The sequence below is a fragment of the Streptomyces shenzhenensis genome, from assembly GCF_003688995.1.
Classification (GTDB): domain Bacteria; phylum Actinomycetota; class Actinomycetes; order Streptomycetales; family Streptomycetaceae; genus Streptomyces; species Streptomyces shenzhenensis_A.
In genome coordinates, this window is record NZ_PENI01000005.1 from 382,967 (window position 1) to 399,934 (window position 16,968).

At 74.7% G+C, this 16,968-nt stretch carries 15 protein-coding genes; 5 read left to right on the forward strand and 10 right to left on the reverse strand.

Features of this window, described 5'->3' with window-relative positions; translation table 11 throughout:
* Positions 1–48: 48 nt before the first annotated feature.
* Positions 49–903 carry a proteasome subunit beta gene (prcB, locus tag CTZ28_RS11460; protein WP_121889192.1) on the forward strand — a complete coding sequence of 285 codons (855 nt, stop codon included), beginning with the start codon at positions 49–51 and terminating at the stop codon, positions 901–903.
* Between the two features lie 11 nt (positions 904–914).
* Here the strand turns inward: prcB and CTZ28_RS11465 are convergent, their stop codons facing one another.
* The 5 genes from CTZ28_RS11465 to CTZ28_RS11485 all read right to left on the reverse strand — a co-directional run bounded on the left by CTZ28_RS11465 (position 915) and on the right by CTZ28_RS11485 (position 6,360).
* Positions 915–1,655, reverse strand: coding sequence for a response regulator transcription factor (locus CTZ28_RS11465; RefSeq protein WP_121889258.1), 741 nt, complete (start codon positions 1,653–1,655; stop codon positions 915–917).
* Positions 1,656–1,684: 29 nt separating this feature from the next.
* Complete coding sequence (locus tag CTZ28_RS11470) at positions 1,685–4,330, reverse strand: FtsX-like permease family protein (protein ID WP_121889193.1); 2,646 nt, start codon at positions 4,328–4,330, stop codon at positions 1,685–1,687.
* A complete protein-coding gene (locus CTZ28_RS11475; protein ID WP_259471546.1) occupies positions 4,327–4,947 on the reverse strand; it encodes an ABC transporter ATP-binding protein in 621 nt (206 codons plus the stop codon). Before CTZ28_RS11475 ends, CTZ28_RS11470 begins: the two co-directional genes overlap by 4 nt.
* An 82-nt stretch (positions 4,948–5,029) precedes the next feature.
* The gene (locus CTZ28_RS11480; protein WP_121889195.1) at positions 5,030–5,749 is read right to left on the reverse strand and encodes an ABC transporter ATP-binding protein; all 720 of its coding nucleotides are present in this window, start codon (positions 5,747–5,749) and stop codon (positions 5,030–5,032) included.
* A gap of 5 nt (positions 5,750–5,754) precedes the next feature.
* Entirely contained in the window at positions 5,755–6,360 is a 606-nt protein-coding gene (locus CTZ28_RS11485; RefSeq protein WP_121889196.1) for a hypothetical protein, read from the reverse strand.
* 168 nt (positions 6,361–6,528) lie between these two features.
* On the opposite strand from CTZ28_RS11485, the gene CTZ28_RS11490 reads away from it, so the two are divergent.
* Together CTZ28_RS11490 and CTZ28_RS11495 are read left to right on the forward strand one after the other, a co-directional pair.
* Positions 6,529–7,821 (forward strand): HAMP domain-containing sensor histidine kinase, encoded by a 1,293-nt coding sequence (locus CTZ28_RS11490; protein WP_121889197.1) that lies wholly within the window; start codon positions 6,529–6,531, stop codon positions 7,819–7,821.
* Between the two features lie 54 nt (positions 7,822–7,875).
* Entirely contained in the window at positions 7,876–8,703 is an 828-nt protein-coding gene (locus CTZ28_RS11495; protein WP_121889198.1) for a COG4705 family protein, read from the forward strand.
* Between the two features lie 40 nt (positions 8,704–8,743).
* Here the strand turns inward: CTZ28_RS11495 and CTZ28_RS11500 are convergent, their stop codons facing one another.
* From CTZ28_RS11500 to CTZ28_RS11520, 5 genes are read right to left on the reverse strand one after another with little or no spacing between them, the layout of a single operon-like run.
* Complete coding sequence (locus CTZ28_RS11500; protein WP_121889199.1) at positions 8,744–10,102, reverse strand: ATP-binding protein; 1,359 nt, start codon at positions 10,100–10,102, stop codon at positions 8,744–8,746.
* Positions 10,099–10,773: a response regulator transcription factor gene (locus tag CTZ28_RS11505; RefSeq protein WP_121889200.1), complete on the reverse strand. Its 675-nt coding sequence runs from the start codon at positions 10,771–10,773 to the stop codon at positions 10,099–10,101. The genes CTZ28_RS11500 and CTZ28_RS11505 overlap by 4 nt, the downstream gene beginning before the upstream one ends.
* Positions 10,727–11,521, reverse strand: coding sequence for a phosphatase PAP2 family protein (locus CTZ28_RS11510; RefSeq protein WP_121889201.1), 795 nt, complete (start codon positions 11,519–11,521; stop codon positions 10,727–10,729). The genes CTZ28_RS11505 and CTZ28_RS11510 overlap by 47 nt, the downstream gene beginning before the upstream one ends.
* Entirely contained in the window at positions 11,518–12,120 is a 603-nt protein-coding gene (locus tag CTZ28_RS11515) for a phosphatase PAP2 family protein (RefSeq protein WP_121889202.1), read from the reverse strand. The genes CTZ28_RS11510 and CTZ28_RS11515 overlap by 4 nt, the downstream gene beginning before the upstream one ends.
* Positions 12,117–12,776, reverse strand: coding sequence for a DedA family protein (locus CTZ28_RS11520; RefSeq protein ID WP_259471547.1), 660 nt, complete (start codon positions 12,774–12,776; stop codon positions 12,117–12,119). Before CTZ28_RS11520 ends, CTZ28_RS11515 begins: the two co-directional genes overlap by 4 nt.
* 190 nt (positions 12,777–12,966) lie before the next feature.
* Here CTZ28_RS11520 and efeU point away from each other — a divergent pair, with 190 nt between their 5' ends.
* Both efeU and efeB read left to right on the forward strand, forming a co-directional pair.
* Positions 12,967–15,609 (forward strand): iron uptake transporter permease EfeU, encoded by a 2,643-nt coding sequence (gene efeU / locus CTZ28_RS11530; RefSeq protein ID WP_259471548.1) that lies wholly within the window; start codon positions 12,967–12,969, stop codon positions 15,607–15,609.
* A 71-nt stretch (positions 15,610–15,680) separates the two neighbouring features.
* Positions 15,681–16,964, forward strand: a complete 1,284-nt coding sequence (gene efeB, locus CTZ28_RS11535; protein WP_121889204.1) for an iron uptake transporter deferrochelatase/peroxidase subunit — start codon at positions 15,681–15,683, stop codon at positions 16,962–16,964.
* Positions 16,965–16,968: the final 4 nt, after the last annotated feature.

The window sequence follows — 16,968 nt, forward strand, 5'->3', positions numbered from 1 at the left end:
GATGCCGGCGACGGCAGAACCACAAGAGGACGAACGAGGGGGAGTGCCATGGCAGGAGACGACACCGGCGGGCGGCTGGGGGAGGAGTTCTTCACGCCCGGCACCACGTCCTTCACCGACTTCCTCGTCGCGCACCGGCCCGGACTGCTGCCCATGCGCCGCCCCTTCCCGGACGGCGTACGGGCCGCGGCCGACCGGTTCCCGCACGGCACCACGGTCCTCGCCCTCGCCTACCGCGACGGCGTGCTGATCGCCGGCGACCGCAGGGCCACCATGGGCAACCTGATCGCCCAGCGCGACCTGGAGAAGGTGCACCCCGCGGACGACCACACGGCGGTAGCCTTCGCCGGCACGGTCGGGCTGGCGCTGGACATGGTGAAGCTCTATCAGGTCGAGCTGGCGCACTTCGAGAAGGTGGAGGGCATCCCCATGACCCTCAACGCGAAGGCGACCCGGCTGGCCGGCATGATCCGGCAGAACCTCGGCCAGGCCATGCAGGGTCTCGCGGTCGTCCCGCTGCTCGCCGGCTACGACCCGGCGGCGCCCGCGGGCCGACGGGGCCGCATCTTCGGCTTCGACGTCGCCGGCGGGCGCTACGAGAAGCCGGACTTCCACGCGGAGGGCTCCGGCTCCCCGTACGCCCGCGGCGCGCTGAAGAAGCTGTTCCGGCCCGGCATGCCCCGCCGCGAGGCCGCCCTCGCGGCCCTCCAGGCGCTGTACGACGCGGCGGACGACGACTCGGCCACCGGCGGCCCCGACCTCAACCGGCGGATCTTCCCCCGGGTCTCGGTCATCACCGAGGACGGCTTCGAGCGGCTGTCCGAGACCGAGACGGAGGAGCTCAGCCACGAGACGGTGGACCAGCGCCGCAGCCGCCCGGACGGCCCCGGCGCCACGCCCTGAGCCCCGGCGCGCTACGCCGGGTCCGTCTCCAGCCGGTAGCCGTGCCCCCGCAATGTGGTGATCCGGGGCAGCCGCACCGCACGCGGCGCGGACTCGGCCGCCTCGGCCAGGCGGCGGCGCAGGCTCGCCATGGTGACGTCGAGCGTCTTCGTCGAGCCGAACCAGTTCTCGTCCCACACCCGCGCCATCAGCATCTCCCGGGACACGGCCGTGTCCGCGTACCGGGCGAGCACCGCGAGCAGATCGAACTCCTTGGGCCGCAGCGGGACTTCGGCGTCGTCCAGGGTGCACCGCCGGGCGGCCGTGTCCAGCACGAAGTCGTCCAGCAGGACCGGTTCGTGGAGCGGCGCCGCGGTGTACTGGCGGCGCAGATGCGCGCGCAGCCGGGCCAGGAGCACGCTGAGGCTGAACGGCTTGACCAGATAGTCGTCGGCGCCGGCCTCCAGTCCGGCGATCACGTCGATGTCGTCCGTGCGGGCGGTGAGGACGATGATCCGCAGGGCGGGGAACCGGTCCCGCACCCTGCGGGCGACATCGAGCCCGTCCATGTCCGGCAGCCCCAGATCCAGCAGCAGCGCGTCGTACGGCGCCCGTTCGGCCTCCGCCAGCGCGCCCGACCCGGTGCGGCTCCAGGTCGGCGCGTAGTCGTTGGCCCGCAGCCCGCTCTCCAGATGGCGGCCGATCGTGTCGTCGTCCTCCACGATGAGGATGCGGAAGGGGCGGGGATCCGGGGTTGCCGCGGGGGTGCGCATACCGGCCAGCGTAGAGGCGGCCCACGCGCTCACAGTTCGCGGAGCTCCTCGACGGCGGGCCGGCCCGCCCGCCGTACGCCGTTGACGGCGGCGGCGAACACCGCGGCGACGGCGGCCAGCGCGGTGAGCGTCAGATAGCCGGCGGGCACCGAGAGCGCAGCGGGCGGCGGGTCGAAGACCCCGGTGAGCACCTTCACCAGCATCTCGGACAGCGCCCAGCCGATCAGCGTTCCGCCGGCCAGACCGGCCACGGCGAGCAGCGCCGCCTCGGTGAGGACCATGCCGCGCAGCCGGCGCCGGGTGGCGCCCAGCACCGTGGCGACCGCGAACGTCCGGCGCCGCTCGGCCAGCCCCAGCGCCAGCACGAGCCCGCCCGCCCCGGCCGCCAGCAGTACCGCGAACGCCAGCTCGATCCGGGTCAGCCCGCCCAGGTCGACGGAGGTCAGACTCGTACCGATGGTGCCCCGGGTCTGGGTCAGATCGGTGACCGTGGCACTCGTGCCGACCCGCTGCCGCAGCCGGTCCGCGACCGCCCGCTGCCCGCTGCCGCCGGTGTCGACGAGGAACGCGCCCGTCGCGTCGCTGCCCGTCGTCCGCGCGAGGTAGGAGGCGTTGGCGACGAAGAAGCTGTCCTTCGGCGCGGTCGGGAACTCCTTGACGATCCCGGCGTAGTGGAACGGCACCGTCCGCAGGGCCTTCGTGCGCGCGTCCTGGATCCGCAGATTGACCGTGTCTCCGGGCGAGAGCTGGAAGTCGGTGACCGTCTCCGCGCTGACCAGCAGGTTGTCGGGCCGCTCGGCCAGGGTCCGCATCAGCTCCCGGGCCGTGCCGCCGGCGAAGTAGGCGTCCTGCAGCGAGGTCGCGGAGGCGATCGTGTCCGGCCGCACCCCGTACAGGTCCTGCAGGTCCGAGCCGACGTACGCGAACCGGTGCTGCAGCGGCTCGACGTGCCGCACCCCGGCGACCTTCAGGGAGTCGGCGGCGCCGGGCGGGACGGTCGCGCCGGGCGGCTCCGTGACGGTGACGTCGGCGCCGTTGGTCAGCCGGGCGTCGACCTCCGCCTGCTGCCGGTAGGTGGCGTTGAAGACCGCGGTGGACACCGCGAACGTCGCCGCCAGCGCGAGCAGCACCACGGAGCGGGCCAGCGGGCGCCGTCCCCGGGCCAGCATGGCCGCCGTGGTGCCCGCCAGCGTGCCGGTCAGCGGGCGGGCGAGGCGGGTGAGCACCGGACGCCCGTACGTCAGCGCCAGCAGCGTCAGCCGCCACAGCAGCAGCGCCGCCCCGGCCCACAGCAGCGCCGGGCCCAGGAACGCCCAGTACGACACGGAGATGCTCGGCACCCCCTCCGGGGCGAGGACCAGGGCGTACTGGTTGCCGGAGGACGCCCGGAAGATCAGCCAGGCGCCGATCAGCAGCAGGACGTCGAGGCCGCAGCGCAGCCACCACGGGGCGCGGGCGGCGCGTCCCGCCCGCCGGGTGTCGGCCACGGTCACCGTCCGCAGATCGCGGACCGCCGGGACGAGCACCGCGCCCGCGGCCACCACGGCACCGAGCGCGAACGCGCCGCCGTACCAGGTGCCCCAGCTGCCCGCCCCGGCGCCGAAGGAGGCCGTCCCGAAGGAGAACCGGCCGGTCAGCGCGGCGATGCCGAGCCCGGCCAGGCCGCCGGCGGCCCCCACCAGCGCCGCCTCAAGGCCCGCCAGCGCGAGGATCCGGCCCGGCCGCAGCCCGCGCAGCCGCAGCAGCGCCTGCTCCTGGCGGCGCCGCTCGCCGCCCGCCGAGGTGACCGCCACGGTCAGGGCCGCGGCCAGCACGGCACCGGGCACGCCGAGGAACAGGAACAGCAGTTGCGCGTAGAGCGCGTCCTGCCGGGCCGAGTCCAGGGCGGCCCCCAGGCTGTCGCCGACCACCGCGCCGCCGGCGGAGCCGGCCTCCAGGTGGTGTGCGGCCCGGGTGACCGCGGTGAACGCGGCAGCCGGGTCCGAGGGCAGCGCGGCGTCGCGGGCCACATGGATCTGGGTGCTGACGCCGGTGGCCGTGCGGGTCAGCGAGGCGAACGCGGCGGACGGCAGCAGCACCACGTTGTCCGGGGGCGCCGTCGGCTGGGACTGGGCGGGCGCGCCCACCTTCTGGAACAGCTGGTCGGCCTGCGGCAGGTCGACGACCCCGGCCACCCGGACCTGGTGCGTGCCGCCGGTGCCGGGGAGCTTGATGTCGACCGTGTCGCCGGGCATCACATGCAGGTTGGCGGCCGTCTGCTGGGCCAGCAGCACGCCCGTGTCGCCGCCGCTGAGGGTGCGCAGCTCGCCGGGGAACGCGGCGCGGTAGCCGTCGGGCAGGCCCAGCACCATGCCGGGTCCGGTGGTCTGGGTGGTGCCCTGTGCCGTGGCCGTGAAGCCGCTGCTGGGCACGAGACCCACCGGCAGCGCGGTGCGTACCCCGGCGGTCGACCGCACCAGGTTCCGTACCGCCCCGGGGTCGCCGCCCGGCTGCACCTCGACCTGCCAGTCCACCGCGACGGACCGTACGGCGCGCTGTGTCATGGTGGCCTTGGACGCGGTAAGGAAGGATCCGAGCGCGGCGATCAGGGCCACGGCGAGGGCGATCCCGGCCGCGGCGGCGAGCAGCCGTCCGGTGCGGTGGCGGGCGAGTCCGCCCGCCCACGAGATGATCATGACGCCTCCTCGGCGGCGAGCAGCCGGCCGTCGCGCATCGTCCGGCGCGTGCCGAACCGGGCCGCGACGGCCGGGTCGTGGGTGGTGACGACGAGCGCGGCGCCCGTCCGGTCGGCCGCCATGAGCAGCGCGTCGAGGACGCGGCTCCCGGTGGCGTGGTCGAGGCGGCCGGTGGGCTCGTCGGCGAGGACGAGCCGGGGCGCCTGTGCGAGCACCCGGGCCGCGGCGACCCGCTGGGCCTGCCCGCCGGAGATCTCCTCCGGCAGCCGCTCGGCCAGGTCGTCGGCGGCCACCAGGGCGAGTGCGTCCAGGGCGGCACGTCGCGCCCGCTCCTCGGGAACATCGGCGAGGATCAGGGGAAGCGCGGTGTTCTCGACGACGTCGAGGGCCGGGATCAGGGAATCGCTCTGGAACACCAGCCCGATGTCGCGCGGTCCGGCCGGCGCCGGCCGGACCACCGTGCCGCCGGTGGGCCGCTCGAGACCGGCCAGCAGATGCAGCAACGTCGACTTCCCCGAGCCCGAGGGCCCCACGATCGCGAGCCGGTCGCCGGGGCGGACGGTCAGACTCGCCCCGTGCACGGCGACCACCGCGTGCGCGCCCTGCCCGAAGGTCACAGCGGCGTCCCGGCATTCGACTAGCACCTCGTCCGGCGGTCCCGTGCGGCCCCGCGCCGGGCCGTGTCGCCCCGGCACCGCGTCAGCCCGTGACATCGCGCACCTCCTCCTTGGGCCGGGACGCGGCGTCCCGGACCTTTCCGTCGTCGAGTTCGATCACCCGGTCCGCGATCCGCACCGCCTGGGCGCTGTGGGTCACGACGAGCACCGCGCAGCCGTCCGCGGCCCGGTCCCGCAGCAGCTCCAGCACCAACCGTTCGTTGTCGCCGTCGAGTTCACCGGTCGGCTCGTCGGCGAGCAGCACCGTGGGGCCGTTCGCGAGGGCCACGGCAAGCCCGGCGCGGGCCAGTTCCCCGCCGGACAGCTGCCGGGGCAGCGCGTGCGCCCGGTCCGTCAGACCCACCCGCTCCAGCAGCTCACCGGCGGACGCCGCCGGCCGGCCGCGCACCGCGCTCTGGGCCAGCCGCACATTGTCCCGGGCGCTGAGATGGGGCAGCAGGTTGCGGCTCTGCAGCAGGACGCCGACCTGCCGGGCGCGCAGCCGGGCACGCTCGGTCTCGGGCCGGTGGCTGATGCGTACGCCGCCGACCCGGACCTCCCCGCCGGACGGCTCGTCCAGCCCGGCCAGGCACGCCAGCAGGGTCGACTTGCCCGCGCCGGACGGCCCGACCACGGCGACCGTCTCGCCCCGGCTGACCCGCAGCGACACCCCGCGCAGGGCCGGGGTCTCCTCCTCACCGGCGCGGAAGAACCGGTACAGCTCGCGGGCGATGAGGGCATCGTCCTGTCGCGTGGCGTTCATGGCCCTCACCGCCAGGTGAAGGAGTCGCTGACGATCCGCCACGGGTCCACGTTGTCGGCGTTGACCGGGCCGGAGAGCGTCAGGTCCACTTCATGACCGCCGCGGTGGAAGGCGTAGCGCTCGAACGCGTCCCGCACGACCTTCCCGGTCACCGGGTCGGCGGCGGAGTCGCCCTGATACCTGAGCAGGACGGCCTGCCCGCCCTTGCGACCGACCTGCGACACCTGCGGTTGCGCGAACTTGGTCACCTGACCCCGCAGCCGCGGCACCACCTCGTTGGTGACCGCCCCGACGGTCGGCGCCGCGGCGGCGGTCGTCTCGGAGATCCGGACGGCGTTCAGCTTGTCCGTGAACACCGTGGCGGCGCCCTGGGTGCTGCGGGCCCACCCCTCGGGCACCCGCACCGTGAAGTCGCTGCCCCGGAAGGCGACGAACGCCTGGTTGTCGGGGATGTCACCGGGCGGATTGGACTCGGTGGGAGCGGGCGCCGAGCCGGTGCCGGCCGAGGCGTGCGCCGCCCCGGATCCGGTCGTACCTGTCGAGCAGCCGCCCCCGGTCACCGCTGCGAGCAGCGTGAACGAGACGACGGCGAGAGTGTGTGCACGTGCCATGTCCCATGCCCTCCCGGGCCGTTCCTCAGGGCCGCCCGCGGGCCGGCCGGCCGTGGCCCCGACGTTAGGAGCGGGCCGGTTAACGCTCCGCCCGACGTGGGTGAGACGACGGCAAAAGCGTGCCGCGGGGCTCCTGTGCCCCGGCGGGGGCCGCGCATGATGAGAGGCATGAGACAACGCGTGGTGCGGGTGGCCCTCACCGCCGTCCTGGTCGCCCTGGTCCTGCTCGCCGTCCCGCTGGCCCTCGCGATCAGGTCGTCGCTGTACGCCGACCGGCGCGACGCCCTGGAGCGCACGGCGCTGTCCGCCGCGGTGCGGGTCAGCCCGGACTACACCGGCGGCGACCCCGTGGAACTGCCCGCGCCGCATCCCGGCGAGCGCATCGGACTCTACGATCCACGGCTGCGGCTGCGCGAGGGCACCGGGCCCGCGTCCGGCGACGCGGCCGTGCGGCGGGCGCTGCGGGCCGTGGTCGCGCGCACCGGCAGCGGCGGCGAACTGGTCGTCGCCGTCCCCGTCTCCCACGCCGAGCAGGTCATCGGCGTCGTACGGGCCGCCGCACCCGCAGCCGAGGTACGCACCCGGGTGCTGCTGGGCTGGGCCGCACTCGGTGGCGCCTGCGCGCTCGCCCTGACCGTCGCGGTCCTGGTCGCCAGGCGCCAGGCGCGGGCGCTCGCCGCCCCGCTGGAGGACCTCTCCCGGCACTGCCGGGCCGTCACCGGGGGCGACCTCGGCGCCCGGGCCGCGCCCAGCAGCATCCCCGAGGTCGACCAGGTCGCCCGCACCCATAACGAGATGCTGCACGGCCTCACCGAACTGCTGCGCCACGAAAGGGACTTCACCGCCAACGCCTCCCACCAGCTGCGCACGCCGCTGACCGGCCTCCAGCTCGCCCTGGAGGCCGGACTCGACCAGGACGAGGCGCGGCTGCGCCCGGTCCTGCGGGAGGCCCTGGAGACCACCCGGCGGCTGCACCGCACCGTCGAGGAGGTGCTCCGGCTCGCGCGCGCCCACGGCCTGCACCGCCCGCCCGTGCCCGACCGGCCGGTGCGCCGCCTGCTGCGGGAGACAGCGGACCACTGGCACGGGCCGCTCGCGCACGACGGACGCCGGCTGGAGTGCGTGGCCCGGGACGTGCCGGACGACGCACGGGTGCCCGGCGCACCGGTCGCCGAGATCCTCGGGGTGCTGCTGGACAACGCCCGGGTGCACGGCCGCGGCACGGTACGGCTCACCGTGCGCGACCTCGGCGACGCCCTCGCCTTCGACGTCGCGGACGAGGGGTCGGTCACGGTCGACGGGACGCGGCTGTTCGAGCGCGGGCACAGCGGTGCCGACGGGGCCGGCATCGGTCTCGCGCTCGCCCGTGACCTGGCGGTCTCGCTCGGCGGCAGGCTCTCCCTCGCGCGGGCGGCGCCCACTGCCTTCACCCTGCTGGTGCCCCTCGGACCCGAGGACTGACCGGCGGGGGGCGGTCAGGATGCGTTCAGGTTTCCGCTGGCACCGTCGGGCCTCATGACACAAGAGACCTCCCGGATCCCCGTGGCCGGCTCCGCAACCGCGGCGCCCGGCCGCCGGTCGCGCTGGAACAAGGTGCCCGAAGTCACCGTCTACTTCTGGGTGATCAAGGTGCTGTGCACCACCGTCGGCGAGACCGCGGCCGACCTGCTCAACCAGAAAGCGGGCCTCGGCCTGACCGGCGTGTCGGTGCTGACGAGCGCGCTCCTCGCGGTGGTCCTCGTCGTGCAGTTCCGCACCCGGGCCTACCGCGCCGCCGTGTACTGGACGGCCGTCGCCCTGATCAGCGTCGTCGGCACCCTCATCAGCGACAACCTCACCGACAACATGGGCGTGCCGCTGGAGACGAGCACCACGGTGTTCGCGGTCGTCCTCGCCGTCGTCTTCGGCATCTGGTACCGCCGCGAGCGGACTCTGTCGATCCACAGCATCGACACCGGCGCCCGCGAGGCCTTCTACTGGCTCGCCGTGCTCTTCACCTTCGCCCTCGGCACGGCGGCCGGCGACCTCGTCGCGGAGCGCATGAACCTCGGCTACTGGCTGTCCGCCGTGCTGTTCGCCCTCGCCATCGCGGCGGTCGGCGTCGCCCACTTCGCGCTCGGCCTGGACGCCGTGCTGAGCTTCTGGATCGCCTACATCCTCACCCGGCCGCTGGGCGCCTCGGCCGGCGACTATCTCTCGCAGCCGACCGGCGACGGCGGCCTGGGACTCGGCACCGTGGTGACCAGCGCGCTCTTCCTCGCGGTCATCCTCGGCCTGGTCACCTATCTCACCGTGACCCGCAAGGACGTCACCGAGGAGCGGGCCGTCCCCGCAGCGGGGTGAGGGGCGCCCGCCCGGCGGACGGCGCCACCGAGCGCCGTCCCTACCCGGCGGGCAGCGTCACCACGAAGCGCGCCCCCGGCACGTTCCCGGGGTCGAAGGTCACCTCACCGCCGGCGGAGCGGGCCAGGCGTCGCGCGAGCGGCAGCCCGAGGCCCGCTCCGCCGTGCCCGTCACCGGGCTCGGCCCGCCGGCCCGGCTGGAAGAGCCGGTCCGTGAACCACTCCGGTACGCCCGGCCCGTCGTCCGTGACGTCGACGCGCACGCCGCCCGCCGCCGGACGGGCGGCGATCGTGACATCCGCGCGGGCGTAGCGCAGCGCGTTCGCGACGAGCGGGCCGACGATCCGCTCCAGGAGCGCGGGCTGCACCCCGGCGCGCAGCGGCAGATCCGGGCCGGTGACCGTGATCCGCACCGCGCCGGGGGGCTCAAGGGCGGCGACGAGACGACACAGCGCGGGCCCGACATCGGTGGTGCCGGGGGCCGCGCCGAGTCCGTCGCGGGCCTCGTTCAGCAGGGTGTCGCAGATGGTGCCCATCGACCGGGCCGCGTCGGCGATCACCTCGTGGGTGGCCCGGGTCTCGGCCCGTGACCGTGGGCGGGCGCGCCACCAGTCCAGCTCGGCGACGATCCGGCTGAGCGGCGTGCGCAGTTCGTGCGACAGCTCCGCGGTGAGCTGCCGCTCGTGCCGCAGCACCGCCCGTATGCGGTCGAGCAGGGCGTCCAACGAGGCGCCGAGCCCGGCGAGTTCGGCCGGACGCTCGACTCCGCCGAAACGCTCGTCGGAGGCCGTGGCGCTCCACTGGGCGGCCTGGTCCGTCATGGTGCGCACGGGCCGCAGCGCACGTCCGACCGCCAGCCGGGTCAGCCCGTAGGTGCAGGCGAGCATCGCGACGTCGAGCGCGAACGAGCCCAGCAGCAGCGTCTCGGCGGAGTTGCGGTACGGCGACAGATCCAGGGCCGTGACGACGGTGGCGGCCCTCGCACCGCCGCCGGGCACCGGCGCGGCGCACAGCCGGACCGGATCGCGCCCGTCGACGGTGGCGCAGCCCCGGCCCGCGCGGGCCAGCGCCTCGGCCGCCCCGGTGAGGGTGCCGGCCCGGGCGGTGGCCGGCGGACGTTCGAGCAGCCGCGGGCCCGCGTAGATCCATACGTTCGTGTCCAGGAGCGTGTCGTTGGCGGTCTCCAGGACCCGTACCGATCCGCCGCGGGTGTCGACGGTGGTGGCGACGGCCGCCGCCCGGGTGCGCAGTTCGTCGTCGGCCTCGCGCTGGAGGCGCTGCCGGGCCACGGTGTCGAAGGCCACGGTGAGGATCACCAGGAGCAGCGCGGCCGTCGTCAGCGCGATCAGCGACAGCCGGCCGCGCAGGGTCCGCGGCGCCCACCGCAAGGCGATCCTCATGTCAGCCGGTGGCCGATGCCGCGCGCCGTGCCGACCGTCAGCTCGCTGCCCGCGGCGCGCAGCTTGCGCCGCAGCCGGGTCAGATACTGGTCCAGGGTGTTGTCACTGACCTGCGCGCCCTCCGGCCAGCCGGCCCGGACCAGTGCGCGGCGGCGCACGAGGTCCCCGCCCGCCGCGGTGAGCGCCGCGAGCAGCCGGAACTCCGTCGGGGTCAGGGCGATCGGCCTGCCCGCCACGGTGGCGCTGTGCCGGACGGGGTCCAGGACCAGGCCGCCAGCCGTGGCGACGGGCGGGGCTGCGGCCTGCGGTGCGGCGCGCTTGAGCGCGGCGCGCAGCCGGGCGGCGAGTTCGGCCAGATGGAAGGGCTTGGGGAGATAGTCGTCGCCGCCCGCGGAGAACCCCGACAGCCGGTCCGTCAGACCGTGCCGTGCCGTCAGAAAGACGACGGGGGCCAGGAATCCGCCCGCGCGCATCGCCTGGCACACGTCCCGGCCGTCGGCATCGGGCAGTCCGACGTCCAGCACCGCGGCGGCCACGTCGGGTGTCGCCAGCCGCAGGGCCGTGGCGCCGTCCGGGGCGGACACCGTGTCGAAGTCCTCGTCGTGCAGGCCGCGGCGCAGGACGTCACGCAGGGCGTGATCGTCCTCGACGACCAGGATCTTGGGACGCATGTTCCTCCCTGGATGCTCCCGTCGAATCCGAATCCGAATCCGAATCCAAATCCGAGTACGAACTCGCCGAACCCGTTGGACCGTTCGAGTCCGCGGGGCCGGTGACGAGCCGTGCCGGCAGCCACCAGGCCGCCGCGCACAGGCAGATGCCGAGCCAGCCGACGGCGAACAGCCAGCCGCCGAGCACGTCGGTGAACCAGTGCACACCGAGATGGACCCGGGTGAGCCCGACCAGCACGCCCCAGCAGCCGACGGCCAGGCATATCGGCGTTCTGCCCCGCGGGGCGCGCACCAGGACCGCGAGGATCACCAGTCCCGCGGTGAGGGCCGCCGTGGTGCTGTGGCCCGAGGGGTAGGCCCAGCCCGAGGCGTGCGTCCGCCAGTCGGGCAACGGCGGGCGGGCCCGCGCCACCAGCTCCATGACGCCGTACCGCGCGGCCTGTCCCGCGCCGAGGCAGACCGCGCCCAGCAGCGCGGCGACCAGCCGCTGCCGCGCGGTGCGCCCCGCGACCAGTGCTGCCACCGCCACCAGGGCGTACGGCACCACACCCGTGCCCGTGGCGGTCAGCCCGCGGGCCATGGCCACCGCCACGGCCGGGCGGTGGCCGAGGGACCAGCGCAGCAGGGCGTCGTCCAGGAACAGCGGGGCGCCGTGGGCGCCGACCACGACCATGGTCAGCACCCCGAACGCGGCCCAGGCGCCGAGGCCGGTGCTGCCGGCGAGTTCGGTGCTGCTCCTGCGGTTCATGACACCAGGAGCGGGCGCAGCCGGGTCGCCGACAGCCGTCGGGCGAGCCCTCTCGGCCAGCGCCGCAGCACCGTCATCGACACGAACGCGACGAGTCCGCCGAGCACGACCCCCGCGAGGACGTCGTGCGGATAGTGGACGCCGATCCACACCCGGGAGACCGCCATGGCGCCCGCGGCCAGGACGGCGACGGCGCCCAGCCGGCGGGAGACGAAGCAGAGGGCCACCGCCGCGGCGGCCGCGATCGCCGCGTGATTGCTCGGGAACGACCAGTCGCCCGGCGCCGGACACGCCTCCAGTGTGCTGACCCGCAGGCTCTGGCACGGCCGGTTCTCCCGGACCAGCGCCTTGAGCCCGGCGTCCACGCCGAACGCCGCCACCACGGCCACCGGAACGGCCAGTGCCGTCATGGCGGCCCGTGCCCCCGTACGGCGCGAGCGCCACCAGCCGACGGTCATCAGCACCGCGAAGAGGGCCAGGCCGTAGGCCGACCACACCGTCACCGCGTCGTTGAACCAGCCGGGCGAGCGGTGCGCCAGCCCCACCACATCCGTGTAGGGCTCGCCGTCGACCGCCGAACCCGAGAACGCGAGGATCATCGGGCCTCCTTCGCCGCCTTGCGGGATCGCAGCACCTCGGCGACGAGCGGGATCAGGGACACCACCACGATCACCGCGATCACCGGCAGCAGGTACTTGTCGATGTTCGGCACGGAGGAGCCCAGCGCATATCCGCCGAGGGTCAGGCCGACGCTCCACACCAGGCCGCCGATCACCTGCCACACCGTGAACGTCCTGGCGGGCACGCCGAGTGCCCCGGCCAGCGGATTGAGCACCGTGCGCACCACGGGCACGAACCGGGCGAGGACGATCGCCTTCGCGTGGCCGTAGCGGTCGAGCAGTTCCTCGGCGTGCCGCGCACCCTCGTGCAGCCGGGCCGAGCGGCTGCGCGCGAGCAGGGTGCGGCCCGCCTTGCGGCCCAGCAGATACCCGCACTGCGAGCCGACCAGCGCGCCCACCGCGGCGGCGACCAGCAGCGGCGCCAGGGACAGTCGCAGTCCCCGGTCGGCGGTGCCGGTGCACAGCAGGCCCGCCGTGAACAGCAGCGAGTCGCCGGGCAGGAAGAAACCGATCAGCAGCCCCGTCTCGGCGAAGAGCACCACGCCGACGCCCAGCGCGCCGAAGGCGGCCAGCAGCGAGTGGGGATCCAGCACGTTGACAGCGAGCTGCGACGACAGGTGTGCAGCAGTGATCATCGTCGCGCGCCCTTTCATTCGACTACATAGTTGTAGACGGTCTACCGAACTGTAGACGATCGGCGGGTGTGCTCGGTTCCGGGTCTTTGCTGCTCCATTGCCGGTTCGTGACCTGATGACTACACGGGTGTAGTCATCATGGTCCGCGAAGGTAAGGCATGCCTTCACTAACCGGGGAGGGTCGCGGGCCATGTGGGACGACGCGTTTCCGAGTTTCCTGATCGGGCTGAGGGAGGGACTCGAAGGCGGGCTCATCGTCTCCATCCTGGTGGCCACCCTGGTGCGGGCGGATGCCAGAGCGCGGCTGCCGCAGGTGTGGACGGGCGTCCTCGCCGCCGTCGCGCTGGCGATGAGCTTCGGTGCCGTCCTCACCTTCACCGCCGCGTCCCTCTCCGCCACCGCGCAGGAGACGTTCGGCGGCACCCTCAGCGTGATCGCCGTCGCGTTCGTCACCGCGATGGTGTTCTGGATGCGCCGCTCGGCCCGCAGCCTGTCGGGCGAGATCAGGGAGAAGGTCACCGGCGCGCTCGCCATGGGCGCGGGCATGCTGATCGTCACCTCCTTCCTCGCCGTGGGCCGCGAGGGCCTGGAGACGGCCCTGTTCCTGTGGACCACCGCACAGGCGGCCGGCGAGTCCGCGGGCCCGCTGACCGGCGCGGGCGTCGGCCTGGTCCTCGCGGCGGGCCTGTGCTGGGGGCTGTACCGGCGGGTCCTGAAGATCAACCTGACGCGGTTCTTCACCGCCACCGGCGTCGTCCTCGTCGTGATCGCGGCCGGCGTGCTCGGCTACGGTCTGCGTGACCTCCAGGAGGGCGGCGTCCTGCCCGGCCGGACCGCGTACGCAGTCGACCTCGGCGGCAGCATCGACGCCGGCGCCTGGTACAGCACCCTGGTGCAGGGCGTGTTCAACCTGACACCGACGATGACCTGGCTCCAGGTGACGGCGTACGTCGCCTACCTGGCCGTGGTGATGACCCTGTTCACCCGCCGCGCCCGCGCCGTGCCCTCCAAACCCCCGACCACCCGCGAGCGGCCGGCTGCCGAGCCGTCTGCGTCGGGGGCGACCACCGGTGGGCTGTTGCCTGTCGAGCGGTCTGCGTCAGGGGCGGCGGGCCCTGGGCCGTTGCCTGCGGAGCCGTCTGCGCCCGAGCCGTCCGGGTCCGGGTCGGCGGCCGGTGGACCGTTGCCCGCCGAGCCGACCGAGCGGTCGTCGACCGCCGAGCGGTCTGCGCCCGGGGCGACCGCGGGTGGGTCGTTGCCTGCGGAGCCGTCTGCGTCCGACCCGGTCACCCGCGGGCCGTCGGTCGTCGGGCCGTCCGCGTCCGAGCCGGCCGCTCGTGAGTCGTCGGCTGCCGAGCGGTCTGCGCCCGGGGCGACCGCCGGTGGGCTGCTGCCTGTTGAGCGGTCTGTGTCCGACTCGGTCACCCGCGGGCCGTCGGTCGTCGGGCTGTCCGCGTCCGAGCCGGCCGCTCGTGAGTCGTCGGCTGCCGAGCTGCCCGCGTCCGACCCGGTCACCCGCGAGCCGTCGACCGCCGAGCGGTCTGCGCCCGGGGCGACGGCGGGTGGGTCGTTGCCTGCGGAGCCGTCCGCGTCCGAGCCGGTCACCCGCGAGCCGTCCGCTGCCGAGCAGGCCACCCGCGAGCCGTCCGCGTCCGACCCCGTCGGGGCCGGCCCGCGGCGGCCCGGGTGGGTGGTGCCTGTTGCTGTTGTTGCCGTTCCCGTGCTGCTCGCGGCTCTCGTCGTCGCTCTCGCCCGGCCCAAACCGGCGGGTGCCCAGACGGTCGCCGTCTCGGAGACCGACTGCGGGCAGGGCTTCGCCGCGCCGGAACGCGGACGGCAGACCTTCCGTATGCACAACACCGGCGGCAAGACGTCCGAGGTCTACCTCATCGACCCGGCCACCGGCGCCGTCTACGGCGAGATCGAGGGCCTGGCGCCCGGCACCACCCGGGAACTGGTCGCCACGGTCGCGGGCGGCACGTACGCCTGGCGCTGCGTGCCCACCGGCAGCAGGGCCGTCACCTCCCAGTCCGTCACCGTCAGCGGCGGCGGAGCGGCCAGAGCGGTCGTACCCGTCTCGGAGCGCGACCTCGCCGCGCCCCTGAAGGCGTACCGGGCGTACGTCGACCGGGGCCTGGCCGTGCTCGTCACACAGACCCGCACCCTCAGCGACGACATCGCGGGCGGCCGGCTCGGCCGGGCCCGCACCGACTGGCTGACCGCGCATCGCACGTACTCCTCCCTCGGCGCCGCCTACGGCACCTTCGCCGACTTCGCCCAGCGGATCGACGGCCGGCCCGACGGCCTGCCGGACGGCGTGCGGGACAAGGACTTCACCGGCTTCCACCGGGTCGAGTACGGACTGTGGCACGGGCAGTCAGCGGACCGGCTGAGGGCGCCCGCCCGGCAGCTCGCCGACGCGGTCGCGGCCCTCCGTACGGCCTTCCCCAGCCAGGACTTCGACCCCGGCGACCTGCCGCTGCGCGCCCACGAGATCCTGGAGAACACCCTCCAGTTCGAGCTCACCGGGGACACCGACGAGGGCAGCGGCACCAACCTCGCCACCGCTGACGCCGATCTCCGCGGCACCCGTGAACTGCTCACCGTACTGCGGCCGTTGCTGACCGGCCGGGCGCCGAAACTGCTGCCCACGGTCGACGCGGGCCTGGCCCGCCTGCAGCAGCTCCTCGACGCGGCGCACCACGGCGCGCGGTGGACGCCGGTCGACCGGCTCGACCCGACGGAGCGGGCCCGCATCGACGGTGCCACCGGTCAGCTCCTGGAGGACCTCGCGCCGATCCCGGACCTGCTGGAGATCCGGAAGTCCGCGTGATGACAGCCGAGCCCCTCCGCGGGCGCCCGCCCGCCCCGTACCGTCCCGCTCGCAGCGAAGGGAACACCCCCATGCCGTCCGCCGAAACGCCCGCCCCGCACAGCGGCTGCCCCGCCGGCCACGGTCGCCGCACCTTCGTGCGCACCGCCCTCGGCGCCGGTGCCGCCGGCGCGGCCCTCGCCGGCGGCGGCTTCGCGCTGAGCCGCAGCGGGACGGGACAGGCGCAGGCCGCGGACGGCTCGACCGATCCCGCCGCGGTGCCCTTCCACGGCGCCCACCAGGCAGGCATCGTCACCCCCGCGCCCGCCGCCGCGGCCTTCGTCTCCTTCGAGGTGATCGCGGACGACCGCAACGGCCTGGCCGAGCTGCTGCGCACCCTCACCGAACGGGCCCGTTTCCTTACCTCCGGCGGCACCCCCGCCGACCTGGGCGTCGGCGCCCCGCCCTCGGACAGCGGCATCCTGGGCCCCGAGGTCCCCGCCGACGCGCTCACGGTCACCGTGGGCGTCGGCGCCTCCCTCTTCGACGACCGCTACGGACTCGCGAAGGCCAGGCCGAGCCGGCTCACATCGATGAAGACGTTCCCGAACGACCGTCTGAACCCCGCCGAGTGCCACGGCGACCTGTCCTTGCAGCTGTGCGCCACCCGCCAGGACACGGTGCTGCACGCGCTGCGCGACATCGCCCGGCACACCCGCGGGGCCATGCAGATCAAGTGGCGCGTCGACGGCTTCCAGAACGCCCCGCGCCCCACCGGCGCCCAGCGCAACCTGCTCGGCTTCAAGGACGGCACGGCCAACCCGGACGTCGGCTCGGCCCGGGAGACCGAACGCCTCATCTGGGTGGGCGCCGGGCAGGGCGAGCCGGCGTGGGCGACCGGCGGCAGCTACCAGGTGATCCGGATCATCCGGATGCTGGTGGAGTTCTGGGACCGGGTCTCGCTCACCGAGCAGGAGAAGATGTTCGGCCGCCGCAAGGACACCGGCGCGCCGTTGGACGGCACCGAGGAGAGCGACGTCCCGCAGTACGCGAAGGACCCGCACGGCACCGCGATACCGCTCGACGCGCACATCCGGCTCGCCAACCCGCGCACCCCCGCCACCGACGACTCCCGCATCCTGCGCCGCGGCTACAACTACGACCGGGGCGTGGACAGCGTCGGCAACCTCGACATGGGGCTGGTCTTCTGCTGCTACCAGCAGGACGTCACCCGGCAGTTCGAGGCCACCCAGACCCGGCTGATCGACGAACCCCTGGTCGACTACATCGCTCCGACGGGCGGCGGCTACTTCTTCGCGCTGCCCGGCGTCGCGGACACCCGGGACTGGCTGGGCCGTGGCCTGCTGGCGTCCTGACGTT